The following is a 13,404-nucleotide window of genomic DNA, read 5'->3' as shown; positions in this document are numbered from 1 at the left end:
TCAGGTACTCGCGAACTTGGTGATGCCCAACATGCGATCGATGACAACAATCAGCACGATGGTGAGGACAATCATAATTGTGGAGACGGCGGCGACCGAAGGGTCAGGCGAAAATTCGAGTTGCCCGTAAATCTGCACCGGGAGCGTATTGAGCGTTGGCCCACGCAGGAACAGAGACAGCACCGCCTCGTCGAAGGAAATATTGAAGGCAAAGAAGGCGCCAGCGCCCAAGCCGGGCACACACTGTGGCAGCACCACATAGAGCAATCTTTGCAGGCGGTTTGCCCCCATCGTCCGCGCCGCTTCTTCGAGGAACGGGTTAGATTCAGCCAGAACCGCAAGAGTGGTGCGCACCACATAAGGCAGGGCAATAACCGTATGCGCGATGGCGAGGGCTATCGGGTGGATTGGCCCAATCACCGCGCTCCAGAACATCAGCATGCCGATAGCATAGATGATGGTTGGTAGCACCAATGGCGAAAGCAGCGCGGTAGCCAGAACGTCGGTTCCGGGCAGTTGCCGCCGATGGATCGCGATTGCGGCAGCGCCGCCAATCAGGGTGGCCAAGACCGTCACTAAAATGGCGATCTGCAAGCTCACCCAACCGGCCGAGAGATAAACGTTTGAGGTGAGAACTTGCTCATACCACCTCAGGCTTAGGCCATTTGGTGGGAAAGCGATGAACTGGCTTTCCGAGAACGACACACCGATAACGACAACCAGTGGCGCCAAGAGAAACAAGGCCGTCAGCGCCAAGAAAAGGCCCGAAGCGATCCGTAACCAGGGAGGAACAGCTTTAACCATTCTTGCCTCCGGTGAGCTTCATATAGGGGATAAGAACCAACAGGATACCCACGAAAAGAATGACGGCCTGCGCGGAAGCAAATGGCCAATCTGGGGCGCTGGTCACCGAGCGATAGATCGAGGCGGCGAGCACTTGGATTCGCGATCCCCCCAGAAGATTGGGCGTCACAAAGGAACTAGCCGAGAGGGTGAAGCAGAGCAGCGAACCAGCGACCAAGCCTGGCAGCGACAGGGGCAAAACCACTGTGCGAACGGTCTGCAAGAACGAGCACCCCATGGTGCGCGCAGCTTCTTCTAAGCGTCCATCGACGCGCGTGAGAACACCCAGAATAGACAGGGTCATAAACGGCAGCAGCACCTGCACCATGCCGATAACGATGGCGGTCTCGGTCTGCATCAGCGCAAAATTGCGCCCAACCAAATCGAAATCTCGCAGGATTTGCGGAATGATACCGCTACGGCTGAGCATTACCATCCAGCCAAAGGTACGAATGACCACGCTGGTCATAAGCGGCAGAATGATCATGATCACGAGCCAGAGGCGCAGGCGAGGCCCGACCTTGGTCATGATATAGGCAAGCGGGAATCCGATAACGGCGCAGATAATCGTAATAATCAGCGACAGACGGACCGTGCGCCAAAGAACGCCCATATAATATGGGTCACTCAAAAATCGGGCGAAAGGCGCAAGCGTAAACCCATCCGGGCCGGAGACGCTAAGAATAAGCATCTGCCCAATTGGGAATAAAAACGCGAGCGCTAACAACAAGATGCCCGGAAGCGCCAGCAGCAGATTCTCTGTGCGGTCATTCATGAGGCGGACTGCTTCTCTAAGATGAGGTAGCGCTAACGCGGCAGCTGCCGGATGAGAGTGCTACACTTTAAAATTCGAACGGAGCCAAAACTCAGCTCGAACGGCGTTTAATTCAATACGAGGTCCTGGGAAGGACGGGCGTGGAGCCCGACCGCCCTTCCCAGATCAAAACCGCTCTTACTGAGCGATCGTGCGATTCCACTGTTCGACCCAAGCCGAACGGTTTGCTTCGATGACGGTTGGGTCAAAGCGCAGAAGGCCAGCAACAGCCGCTTCACCATAAGCAACGTCAGCTGCCACTTCAGGAGCCAATTCGGTCTTAGAATTGGTTGGGGTGTAACGCAGAGCGTTCGCGAAGCACGCCTGAGCGTCTGCCGAGATGGTCATATCAATGAACTTGAGTGCCAGATCGGCGTTATCGCGGCCAGCAACGAGGTTGGCAGTGATAAAGCTTGCAGGGGTACCTTCTTCACCAGCCTGGAAACCAGATGGCAGACCAGCGTTACGCAGGGTGAACGCATAGTCGGACGCGTATGGCGCTATCAACGCACCATTCTGCGCAAATTCCTGCTGGATTTCAGGCGAAGTCGCGACCACTAGTGCACCAGCATCGAGCAGGCTCTTTACTGCATCAAGGCCAGGCTGAATGTTGGTGAGGTCGCCGCCCTGTACCTGGTTCAGCATCAGGAAGCCGAGCATGCCGTAACCGTTGGAAATGTCGGTCAGAACAAGGCCTTCGCTCAGTTCTGGCTTGAGCAGGTCGGTCCACTTGGTTGGCTTTTCGGCCAGAGCTTCGGTGTTATAGACCAAGCCAATTGCAGCGATCGAATAGGCAGGGCCTTCGCCAGCTGCAAGCTTTGCCTTTGCGAAGTCATAGAGGTCCGCAGCATTGGTCAGCTTGGTGTCGTCAATCGGCGAGAGCAGCCCCTCAGCTGCCGCAACGATTTCCTGACCACCCGAGAAGTGGATGACGTCAAACTGTGGCGCATCCTTCTGGGCACGAACCTGCGCAAAAGCGTCTGCCGAATATGCCGTTACGACGTTTACAGTCGCGCCGGTTTCCTTTTCGAATGGCGAGATCACGCATTCGCGGTGGGCGGTTTCATAAGCGCCACCAAAGGAGTTGATCGTCAGGCTGTTTGCCTGGGCGATTGCTGTCGAACCGAGCAGAGCTGCGAGGCTAACTACACTCAAACCAAGTTTCGCGTTCATTGTCTTTCCCTTCCTTGTATTACAAGCGCTTATCAGCCTTCGTAGCGACCGAGTTCTACGGTCTTGGCACCTTCGATGCGGATCAAGCGGCACTGTTCGGCCACAGCATCGAGGTTTTCTGTCATCTTGGCCCAGTAGGTGCAGGAGATCCAACCGGTTGGACCAAAGGTACGGCCACCGTTGCCGTAGAACATGCCGATTTCCCAAAATTCAGTTGGGTCGATCTTGAAGAAGTTCTTGGGCTGATAGAACCACAGCAGTTCGCCGCGCTCAGGCAGAACGGTCTGGTTCTCTGGTGGCAGAGCAGTTGGATCGAAATTCTGATGCGTTTCTGGCAGACCCATCATGATTTCTGGGCCCGAGAACATCGCGTGCGTCGCCTTCCACTGGAATGGCTTTTCCAGAGCATTCCAAAGAGCGTCGCAGGTCTTTGGCGCAACATCCCAATAGGGCGTAATGATGCCCTGAACGTTCGCGTCGACGAATTTCAGATAAAGTTTCTTTTCGGACATTTTAGCCACATTCAAAGGTTGATGTGACTAATCAACTGATAGCTCGGGGGAATGTCCAATTCCGAATAATAATCCTGCCGATAAGGAATTTTTATCAAAACGAACCATTGCGTGCGATCTCGCCGACGGCTGCCCAGAATGCGAGGTCATGCGTCCTGCCCGCTGTGCACCACTCTGGGTGCCACTGCACGGCTAGAATTGGACTGCCGTCCCGATTGCTCACCGCTTCGACAACGCCATCTTCCGAGAGCACATTCGCTTCGAGTTCGGGAGCCAGAACATCGATGCACTGGTAGTGCACGGAGTTGATCGTAATCGGTTCTTCGCCCGCGACTGCGGCGAACTGAGATCCGGTCTGCGGCCGCGCCAGGTGACCATGGTCGAACATGTCGTCGAGGCTCGCGTCTGGCGGCGCATGATGGACCAGTGTTCCAGTGTTTGCCGTGCGCTCGTCACGCAAGGTGCCGCCCAAGGCGACGTTGATCTCCTGCAGCCCGCGACACACCCCGAAGACGGGCTTGCCCAACTCACGAGCCGCAGCGATCAATGCAAACGACATCGCATCGCGCTTTGGGTCGAAAGGCCCTGCACCTGCGTTGGCGCCATAGCGCGAGGGTTCAATGTTCGAATTGCTGCCGGTCAGCAAAATCGCGTCGAGCCGCTCCACAAGAGCGCGGGCGTTGTCGACCTCGTCAATGCTCGGGCAAATGACCGGCAAAGCATTAGCGTAGCGCGTAATCGCGTCAACATAGCGGGTCTTGACGATATAGGCCGCTTCGCCTTCGACCTCCCGATTGCACGAGATGACACCAATCAAAGGCTTGCCGTAATTAGACATTTTCACACCAAATCGAATAACTCTCGCGAGTGTGAAGGGTGTTTGCCTGCGCCGTCAAGGCGCAAGCGCAGCGATACGTCTAGAGCGGTTCAGCTGCGAGAGTGTCACCCAACCACTGCGCAAATCGCGTCACAACGCGTTGGTTCTGGTTTTTCGACCCGAAGAGCAGATGGTAGCCGCCAAGGCGAATATCGCTCTTTAAAAGTTCGACCAGCCGCCCCTCGGCAAGCTCTTGCCCCGCCGTGATGCGGCTCGCCAAAGCCACGCCCTGACCGGCCAGTGCCGCATCAAAACCGAGATTGGCGTCCCACAGTTTCGGCCCTTTGAGGTCTTGCCGCAGCCTCACCCCCATCGCTTCGAACCAATCGGTCCACTGCTGCTTGCTTTCCTCATGGATCAGGGAGGCGGATGCCAGCTCTTCAGGTGATTGCGGCACACCATGCCGCGCAATCCAAAGCGGGCTAGCGACCGGGAACATACGAGGCGCGAGAAGCGGCGTTGCGCCTTCGGGAACTGCATCTCGCCCCGCGTAAACGATCATCACGTCGGCTTCGCCTTCAGCGAAGTTGGGGATACGATTAATCGCGCGCAGGGTAATGTCGCAATTGCCCAAAGCCTCTTCGAGCTGGGTGAGTTTTGGGGCCAACCAGCGCGTCGCAAAGCCTGGAAAGCACCAGATTTTCAGAGACGCTGTCGGTGAGGGGCGCAGTTCGGCTGTCGCATTGCCTATAATCCGGAAGGCCCGGGACACCGCCTCATACAGCACTTCCCCCTGCTCGGTTAGCACCACGCCCCGCGGTCCAGCCGTTATCAGGTCCTGCCCAAACCAATGCTCGAGATTGCGAACATGGCGGCTTACCACCGTATGGCTGATGCCAACATCATCCGCTGCGCGGCGCATGCTTCCGGTCCGCGCAGTCGCCTCAAAGGCGCGCAGCAGGATCATGGGCGGTAATTTTGGGCCTTCGTCACTCATGAGTGGAAGCTGTAGTGCACCACTCTGGCGAAATCAATGTCATACTCCACCTTCGGCAGCGTGCATTAAAACGGCGAAATACGCCTATCCAAGAGTGACGCCATGTCCGCCAATACTGATCTGCAGACCCGCCGGCTCGAAGCCATTCCTCGCGGCCTCGCCAATGCTTTCCCTGTCTATGTCGAGCGTGCCGAAAACAGTGAGCTCTGGGACAAAGAAGGCAAGCGCTACATCGACTTTGCAGGTGGTATCGCGGTTCTCAACACGGGCCATCGCCATCCGAAAGTCGTTGCGGCGGTCTCGGCGCAGTTAGACGCCTTCACCCACACCGCTTTCCAGATCCTCCCCTACGAGCCCTATGTTGCGGTCTGCGAACGGCTGAACGCTGTAGCGCCATTCGACGGCCCGGCGAGATCGGTGCTGTTTTCGACGGGCGCTGAAGCAGTCGAAAACGCCATTAAAATTGCCCGCGCAGCAACCGGTCGAACTGGCGTGATTGCCTTCACCGGCGGCTTCCACGGCCGCACCACGCTGACCATGGCACTGACAGGGAAAGTGGTACCGTACAAAACCAAGTTTGGAGTTGCGCCACCGGCAATTTATCACCTGCCCTTCCCGGCGGAGAGCCATGGGGTCACGGTAGAAGAAACACTGCGGGCCCTAAACAACCTATTCCGGGCCGATATCGCACCAACCGATGTTGCAGCTATCATCATTGAACCCGTTCAAGGTGAAGGCGGCTTCCTGCCATCGCCCAAGGCTCTGCTGGAGGCTCTGCGCAAAACCTGTGATGAGCATGGCATCGTTCTAATCGCTGACGAGGTGCAGACGGGTTTCGCCCGCACCGGCAAAATGTTTGCCATCGAGCACTCTGGCGTTCAGCCGGATTTGGTCACAGTGGCTAAGTCTCTCGCTGGCGGATTCCCATTGTCTGGTGTGATAGGCCGTGCAGACATTATGGACGCAGCTGAACCTGGGGGGCTCGGCGGCACCTATGCCGGTAGTCCGATTGCGTGTGCAGCGGCGCTGGCTGTAATGGACATTATCGCAGAAGAAAATCTGCTTGAGCGTGCGCAGTTCATCGGTGAAACAATCAAACGCCATCTCGAAGCGCTGGCGACTGTCGCTCACCCTATCGCCCATGTTCGCGGTCCGGGCGCCATGGTGGCGTTTGACATCGTTGACGCATCAGGCGCTCCCGATGCGGCGCGTACAAAAGCGGTTATCCAGGCAGCAATTGACGACGGTTTGGTGCTGCTATCGTGTGGCATTCATGGCAACACTATTCGTATCTTGAACCCGCTGACAATTTCCGACGCACTGCTCTCCGAAGGGCTCGAAAAGCTCACCTCAGCGCTGGCCAAATCCGCTTAAGGCTCTCACATGAAAACTCTTTCTGATCCGAGCCTCCTCGTTTCGAAAAACCTCATCAATGGGGTTTTCATCGGCAATGAGGAGCGTGCCGTGACCAATCCTGCCAATGGAACGTTCCTGGCGCATGTGCCCAATTTCGGAGCAGCAGAAGCCACCGAGGCTGTTGAAGCTGCCTCCGCCGCATTCCACGCTTGGGCTGCCCGCACAGCCAAAGACCGCGCAGCTATTTTGCGTCGGTGGTTCGATCTCATCATCGCCAACCGTGAAGACATCGCCACCATCCTCACTGCGGAGCAAGGCAAGCCAATCGCAGAGGCGCGAGGGGAAGTGGACTACGCAGCCAGCTACATCGAGTTTTATGCGGAAGAAGCCAAGCGCATTGCGGGTGAGATCCTGCCCTCGCACCGCAGCGACGCGCGGATTATGGTTCTGCGCCAACCTATAGGCGTGGTGGCGGCAATCACGCCTTGGAACTTTCCTGCGGCAATGATCACTCGGAAGATCGCACCAGCGCTGGCGGCGGGATGCACCGTCGTGGTCAAGCCCGCTATGGAAACGCCTCTTACTGCTTTAGCACTAGCGGAGCTGGCGCAGCGAGCAGGTTTCCCAGCTGGTGTGATCAACGTCATCACCGGCAGCGCGAGCGAAATTGGTGGCGTTTTAACTTCGCACCCTAAGGTGCGCATGGTTGGGTTCACAGGTTCGACGCCAATCGGCAAGATGCTGATGCGTCAGTCTGCGGATACGCTCAAGAAGGTTGCTCTAGAGCTAGGCGGCAATGCGCCCTTTATCGTCTTTGACGATGCCGATATCGACGCTGCAGTTGAAGGCGCGATGGTCTCGAAATTCCGGAACATGGGACAAACCTGCGTCTGTACCAATCGTATCTATGTTCACCGCTCGATCGAAGCGCAGTTTGTTGAAAAGCTGGTGGCGCGCGTCGCAGCGCTCCAGGTTGGTGACGGGTTTGAGACCGGCGTTGTGCAAGGGCCGCTGATCAACGCGGCTGCTGTTAGCAAGGTCGAGGAGCATATCAGCGACGCTTTGGCGAAGGGGGCGAAGCTCGAGACAGGCGGCAAGCGCCATGCGCTAGGGCAGACATTCTTTGAGCCCACTGTTTTGTCCGGGGTGACCGAAACAATGGCGATCGCCAATGACGAAACCTTTGGCCCTGTGGCGCCTGTGTTTGTATTCGACACCGACGAAGAGGTGATCGCTGCGGCGAACAATGTCGAGACGGGCTTGGCGGCCTATTTCTTTTCGCAGAACCTAGGGCGAGTGTTCCGCGTCATGGAACAGCTTGAATATGGCATGGTTGGCATCAATACCGGGCTGATTTCGACCGAGCTCGCCCCTTTCGGCGGCGTCAAGGAAAGCGGCAATTCCCGCGAAGGATCGCACCACGGCATCACCGAGTTCACCGAACTCAAATACGCCTGCATCGGCGCGATCTAACGCTTTCAAGCCTCCCCCACAAACCTCAAGAGCGCAGAAGTCTGCGCTCTGTTTCTATTAGTACGGCTATACCGCTGGATTTTTGCTAAATTCCCCCTTGCGACAACATCTAATACACGTGAGTAGAAGGTAATTTCGGACTTCGATCAACACGTGTGTAGCCGACGAAGCCGCAACCTACTTCGACTTTGCGCCGCTGGTAGAACAACTACCGGGCCAACCATCTCGCCTGCTAACGCCCCCATGCAGTACGTTCTGCTCAAAACTAAGGCCTCCTCAAAGCGGACATTTAATTGGGCGGCAGCAATGCGCCCCATTCCTGCCGTTGAACGGGGTTTCGCGATTGCCGGAAAGCCGACATTACCGATTGAACGGAGCTACGGCGAATTAGGGGTGGTTAGCTGCCATATCGGTGCGTGGGAGCGAATGGCGGCTATATGGGCAAGGCTGCCGCTTTTTTCGCGTTAAGTAGGTGTGCTTTTAGGCCGGCAGGATAAAGCTGGGGCTGCCCTGTCCCGTCCAGCCTATCCAATGCAAACCACTCCGCGAAGCATCCCACTCCGCTATCCTCGTTGAATGTGATGCGGCTCTGTCCGGCAAAGGCGTCCGGCGGAAACTGCACATCGAATATCGCCAGTATCTCGTGCCCAAGTTCGCCTTCATGGGTGTAGATGTTCTGCATGAAGGTAGGGCCACCTACGATGTTCACCTCTATCCCAAGTTCTTCCTGAAACTCTCGGATGAGGGCCGCTTCGGCCGTTTCACCAAACTCGACGGTGCCGCCAAGCGGGCGAACGCCCTTCAGCCGCCCAGCATCATCATAAACTTCAGATGCAAGGAGACGGTCGCCTCGCCACTGCAGTCCCAGAGCTTTGAAACGGATTGTAGATGCGGGGCGCCATGTGTGCATGCAGATGGATTACGTTGGATACTGATCGTCCGCAATGGGGTTGAAGCTGCCATTCATGGTGAGAGGCTTGGATGACCGATTTGGGGTCGGGATCTGCCGCTGATAAGCCTGCCATATTCGTTCTCTTCATGGCCGCTTCGGCCAGAGGAGAAATGTGATGGGTATCTCACAGTACGACCCTGCTGCTGCAGGAAGACCTGCTTGGAATGCCGGTAGGCAGGTTGGCGCCAAACGTGCGTTGAAGGTCAGACAAATCTGGTCAATTCGCTTCTTCCTTGACCGAGAGGGAAGGATGAGGGACCGAGCACTTTTTGACTTGGCTATCGACAGCAAGCTTCGCGGCTGCGATCTGGTGAAGATCAAGATCGGCACGCTCGTGGCGGGACCTGCCATTCGAACTCGGTCGATGGTAATCCAGCAGAAGACAGGCAGACCCGTCCAATTCGAGATCACCGCTGACACAAGGGCCAGCCTGCTTGCTTGGCTTGAGCGACGCGGCGGGACGGTCGATGACTACGCCTTTCCAAGCCGTGTAGTGCACGATGGTCATCTGAGCACCCGTCAATACGCCAGGCTGGTGGACGAGTGGGTCACTGCAATCGGGCGGACGCCTGAGGAATATGGCACCCATTCGCTGCGCCGTACAAAGGCGTCGCTCATTTACAAAGCCACAGGCAACCTTCGGGCCATCCAGATACTTCTTGGCCATAGCAAGATCGAGAACACAGTTCGTTACCTTGGCGTGGATGTCGACGACGCTTTGTCGTTGTCAGAGGCAACCGAAATCTGAGCAAGCGACTTCGCCGGCAGCCGGTTGTGCTTCGTCGGCGAAGCGCCCCATTCCGGCTATTCAGAACCCTCCGGCAACTTCCTAAGAGCTGCCGTCGCTGAACGGTGCCGGTATCGTATTAAATGGGGCGGATTGCCACTTATCCTCCATTAGATAGATGGCGCGATCGAGCGGGATGTCCTCGCACCCGTAAGTTCTGCTCCACTGGTGTTGAACATGCTCATTCTCGGCTGTGCGCTCGTCGGCGTCGAACGGCTGAGCGCGCGCTGAGCATCCGGACAGGTCTGTCGGGAGAAGTAGTTGACCGTCAGCAAGATGGCCGGCCTTGTCGTCAAACAGGAAAAGGCTGTCAAACAGGCCAAGATCTATTTCGCCAGCAAGCACAATCGTCTCAACCATTTCGCTTCGGTCGACTATCTGGTCACAACAACAAGGCTGTTGGCGCGTCTGACCGCAAAGCCATTGAGCATGCCAATCGCACATTGCGCGCGGCCATCGCCAGCGAGCGCTGGTCGAACGAAATCTTTGTCGGCCGCTCAGTGCTCGATGAGTGCATACTGCATACCGCCAAGACGGTCGGCGCTGTAGCGCGACGCATTATTGCTCACCTGGCACAGGCCGGTTCTGAGCGACCAGGGTTTGTGCTTTACCCACTTATCAGCTTGGGCATGTAAATGCCGCCGATCTTCGGTAGGTCGTCGCCGCTGGCGGAGTGGGCCGCCTTCGCCCGACTGGGCTACGCCGCCAGCGCGCAACGGGGATCCGACAGGTCGGCGCATATGCGTCCGACGGAGATGGGGCTACACCGCCGGGAGACTCTCCATTGAAAAGCGTCCAGCCGTTCTCTCCGCGAAGCGCCACAGGCCGGCCGCTGTCGTCGCTAGGCGCTCTGACCGGCCGGAGCAGTAAATCAACTCGGCAGGCGGCGTCAGGCTCGCTGCAGCACGATCATCGGAACGCGATTGTCTCCGTATAAAACGTAGTACCTGAAGCCCGACCTAATGGGAGCGATGGCCGAAGTCGCGAGAACTTGTCGCCACTACCTTGCGACGGCTGGCAAGGCGCGCCAACCGATCGTATGAAGGGCAAGGTCGCTCCACGGGCCATGCGCGCTGCGCACCTTCGTCACCGGAGGTTCGGTTTGGCCGGCCACGACTGTCACGTGGACACCGCGCAACAAACGACGCTTAGTCGCGATAGTTCATGCACTCCCATCATGTGCCCCCCGTTCGGCTGTAGTTGCTCCCGCTAAGGCTGCTTAAACGCGAACTGGGTCTCGCATTTATCATGCGCACACACTGGCTTGTTAAGGCCGAAAGGCCGCTGATACTTGGTGCGACCGCACACACATTCGAATTGCTGGCGGAACGCCTTGAACTCGTTCCACCGCGTCTGCTCGTCCCCAATCGAGCCGTCGCCATAGGGGGCGTCCTGAAAGTGGCTTCCGAAATTCTCAATATCACCTTTGATAAGGCTAGTGATGAAGCGGTTATTCACGCCCGGCACATCAGCGGGAGTCAGCTTGAGGTCGCCCAGGAAGCCGCCGATCGCCGAGGCCAGTTCAGAACGCTCGTAGGAATAGGCCTTTTCGAGCTGTCGGATGCGGATATTGACGCCGAACCCGCGGGCGATACCCAGCAGCCACTCCTCCTCCGCCTGACGCATCTCGTTCGCGGCGGATTCTCCCTTGGCCCAGTGATCGGAGATCATTTCATCGGTGACCTTGTGGTCGGCGAAGCGGGGCCCAAACGCCGGATCAAGTCCGATGATTCGGGTGAACTGCCAGTCCTTCGCAGTGAGCTGGTCCTTCAGATAATTGAAGAAGCGCTCGTCATGTGTGGTGAGGATGATCTGGCAGTCCGTGAACATCTTCGCGAGCAGGGCAGCGATCGCGCGGCGATGGTCGGCGTCATAAGATGTGACGACATCGTCCAGCGCAAGTACCGGCGCGGCACTGTTGAACTTCTTGATCGCCGCGAGGCGCAGTGCAAGCGCGACCGAATGGATCTGGGAGTCGCTGAGATAGCCGCCCGGCGCGACGCTTTGACGATTGTCCGCAAAGTCGATCACTAGCTGCATGCGCTGCTGGTTGGTGTCGTCCTCACCAGGCAGTTCAAGTCGGATCAGCTTGGCTTTGGCGCCTTGGATCTCCTTGTAAATGTCGTTCATCGGCGCCTGAAGCGTGTCGAGGAGCGACTGGACCTTCTCCCGGATTTTGCCCGAGACGAGCGTGGCCTGCGCGACAAGCGCTTCGTGCAGCGTGGTCAACTGCTCGGTGGTGCGAGTTGCCAGCGTCACTTCCTTTTGGAGCTTAAGCAGGCGGTCGATGCTGGCCTTGACCTTGACCCAAGTATGCTCGCCTTGTTTCGCCTCGATGTCGGCGATCTCATGATCAAGGTCGGCGAGGCGCGTCTCCAACTCGGCGACGATGGTGGAGGAATCGGGTGCGTCAACGGTCGGCCATCCTCCAACGCCGGAATGATAGGCGATGAGAGCGGTCTTGAATCCGTCGCCATCGTCATCGGACAAGTGCTCGATCATCGCGGGAAGACGCGCCACGAGCCGATTGTGCGCCTGGCTGGCGGCGGTCTCGGCATTGTCCAACGCGGTCTTCGCGTCGTTGTAGCTTTGCAAATCCTCAATATGGGTCGCCAATAGATCGCGGATGGCGAGCACGCTTCCCGCGGCAGTGTCACCGATCGTCGTGGCGCAGACCGGGCATACGTCGGGCGCGGTCGCGTCGTCGACAAACAGCTTCTCGGCTTCCTTCCACACTGACCTGAAGACCGTGCCCGACGCCTTGTCGCGCTCAACGACCTCTGTGGCCTTCGCGTCGGCCAGCGCAGAAACCGCCTTATTGAACGCTACGATGGCGCCCGAATATTTGGCGTCGCCGCCGTCCTCGGGGATGATCTTTTCCCACAGCGCGATCAGCGAATTACGGATCTGTTTGAGACCGGCAAGACCCAGCCGCTTTTCCTCCGCCTCGACACGGTTGCCAACCTCGATATAACCCTCGTCCTCGGCTGAGAGCGCTGCGAGTGTTAATTGGGGATCGAGCGGAGCGATGACGTTCACGTTGACGAAATCGAGCACGGTCGCGTCGTCCCACGTCTGAACGGCCTGTACGGTCTCAGTCCGCAACAGACCGGCAAGGCGCCCCTGTTCGGTGGCACTCTCGGCAGCGGCCTTCACATCGCGGCGCAGAAGACGGAGGTTTTTCTGCACTTCCACCAGCGGTGAAAGCTGCAGCCAGCTCGCCACGTCACTGTAGCGATTCTCCGGACTATGCCCTTCAACGAAGGTGCGCAGCGTATAGCCTCGGATGATCGGCGAGACGACGAACCCAGCTTTCATCGCGGTCGCTGCCGCATGTATCGGCCGAAGATTGCCCGTGGCGGTACGGCTGCCCTCGACCGTTGTGTTGCCGGTGATCGTGGAGAACTTAACCATTGGCGCGATGCCCGCCGCCTGTGAGCCGTTGTGCGCGAGGGCGGGCGGTCCGGCCTGGTTGTTTTGAGTGCGCTGCCCAAGGCGTTCGAGCGTCCCATGTTCGGAGAATAAAAATTCGAGTGCGTCAATGACGCTCGATTTACCCAGACCGTTGGGCGCGAAGATCGCGAGGCACGGCTTCTTACTGAGGTCGAAAGTCTTGGGCTGAAGATAGGCGCGGAAGCCTTCGAGCGTCAGCGAGTGAAACAGCGTCGGATCAGCCATCG

General features: G+C 57.7%; 12 protein-coding genes. 4 read left to right on the top strand and 8 right to left on the bottom strand.

Annotated elements, in window-relative coordinates; all coding sequences use genetic code 11:
* The 6 genes from H4N61_RS05020 to H4N61_RS04995 all read right to left on the bottom strand — a co-directional run bounded on the left by H4N61_RS05020 (window position 1) and on the right by H4N61_RS04995 (window position 5,156).
* Window positions 1–804 carry an ABC transporter permease gene (locus tag H4N61_RS05020; protein ID WP_182395222.1) on the bottom strand — a complete coding sequence of 268 codons (804 nt, stop codon included), beginning with the start codon at window positions 802–804 and terminating at the stop codon, window positions 1–3.
* Entirely contained in the window at window positions 797–1,618 is an 822-nt protein-coding gene (locus H4N61_RS05015) for an ABC transporter permease (protein WP_182395221.1), read from the bottom strand. Before H4N61_RS05015 ends, H4N61_RS05020 begins: the two co-directional genes overlap by 8 nt.
* 177 nt (window positions 1,619–1,795) lie before the next feature.
* The gene (locus H4N61_RS05010; RefSeq protein WP_182395220.1) at window positions 1,796–2,830 is read right to left on the bottom strand and encodes an ABC transporter substrate-binding protein; all 1,035 of its coding nucleotides are present in this window, start codon (window positions 2,828–2,830) and stop codon (window positions 1,796–1,798) included.
* Window positions 2,831–2,862: 32 nt separating this feature from the next.
* Window positions 2,863–3,342 (bottom strand): DUF3830 family protein, encoded by a 480-nt coding sequence (locus tag H4N61_RS05005; RefSeq protein ID WP_182395219.1) that lies wholly within the window; start codon window positions 3,340–3,342, stop codon window positions 2,863–2,865.
* Window positions 3,343–3,436: 94 nt separating this feature from the next.
* Window positions 3,437–4,180, bottom strand: a complete 744-nt coding sequence (locus H4N61_RS05000) for a gamma-glutamyl-gamma-aminobutyrate hydrolase family protein (protein WP_182395217.1) — start codon at window positions 4,178–4,180, stop codon at window positions 3,437–3,439.
* Window positions 4,181–4,259: 79 nt separating this feature from the next.
* Window positions 4,260–5,156 carry a LysR substrate-binding domain-containing protein gene (locus H4N61_RS04995; RefSeq protein ID WP_182395215.1) on the bottom strand — a complete coding sequence of 299 codons (897 nt, stop codon included), beginning with the start codon at window positions 5,154–5,156 and terminating at the stop codon, window positions 4,260–4,262.
* A 102-nt stretch (window positions 5,157–5,258) separates the two neighbouring features.
* Between H4N61_RS04995 and gabT the strand changes: the two genes are divergently transcribed.
* Window positions 5,259–6,530 carry a 4-aminobutyrate--2-oxoglutarate transaminase gene (gene gabT, locus H4N61_RS04990; RefSeq protein WP_182395214.1) on the top strand — a complete coding sequence of 424 codons (1,272 nt, stop codon included), beginning with the start codon at window positions 5,259–5,261 and terminating at the stop codon, window positions 6,528–6,530.
* Window positions 6,531–6,539: 9 nt separating this feature from the next.
* Entirely contained in the window at window positions 6,540–7,985 is a 1,446-nt protein-coding gene (locus tag H4N61_RS04985) for an NAD-dependent succinate-semialdehyde dehydrogenase (protein WP_182395212.1), read from the top strand.
* A 433-nt stretch (window positions 7,986–8,418) separates the two neighbouring features.
* Here the strand turns inward: H4N61_RS04985 and H4N61_RS04980 are convergent, their stop codons facing one another.
* Window positions 8,419–8,895: an NUDIX domain-containing protein gene (locus tag H4N61_RS04980; protein WP_169196963.1), complete on the bottom strand. Its 477-nt coding sequence runs from the start codon at window positions 8,893–8,895 to the stop codon at window positions 8,419–8,421.
* Window positions 8,896–9,052: 157 nt separating this feature from the next.
* Between H4N61_RS04980 and H4N61_RS04975 the strand changes: the two genes are divergently transcribed.
* Together H4N61_RS04975 and H4N61_RS04970 are read left to right on the top strand one after the other, a co-directional pair.
* Window positions 9,053–9,685: a tyrosine-type recombinase/integrase gene (locus tag H4N61_RS04975; RefSeq protein ID WP_182395210.1), complete on the top strand. Its 633-nt coding sequence runs from the start codon at window positions 9,053–9,055 to the stop codon at window positions 9,683–9,685.
* Between the two features lie 300 nt (window positions 9,686–9,985).
* Entirely contained in the window at window positions 9,986–10,273 is a 288-nt protein-coding gene (locus tag H4N61_RS04970) for a hypothetical protein (RefSeq protein ID WP_182395208.1), read from the top strand.
* Window positions 10,274–10,933: 660 nt separating this feature from the next.
* Here H4N61_RS04970 and H4N61_RS04965 read toward each other — a convergent pair.
* Window positions 10,934–13,402 (bottom strand): ATP-binding protein, encoded by a 2,469-nt coding sequence (locus tag H4N61_RS04965; protein WP_248306565.1) that lies wholly within the window; start codon window positions 13,400–13,402, stop codon window positions 10,934–10,936.
* Window positions 13,403–13,404: the final 2 nt, after the last annotated feature.

Source organism: Devosia sp. MC521, from assembly GCF_014127105.1.
In the GTDB taxonomy this organism is placed as follows: Bacteria; Pseudomonadota; Alphaproteobacteria; order Rhizobiales; family Devosiaceae; genus Devosia.
Note: the sequence above shows the minus strand (reverse complement) of the source record. Positions and strands in the feature narration are given on the sequence as shown.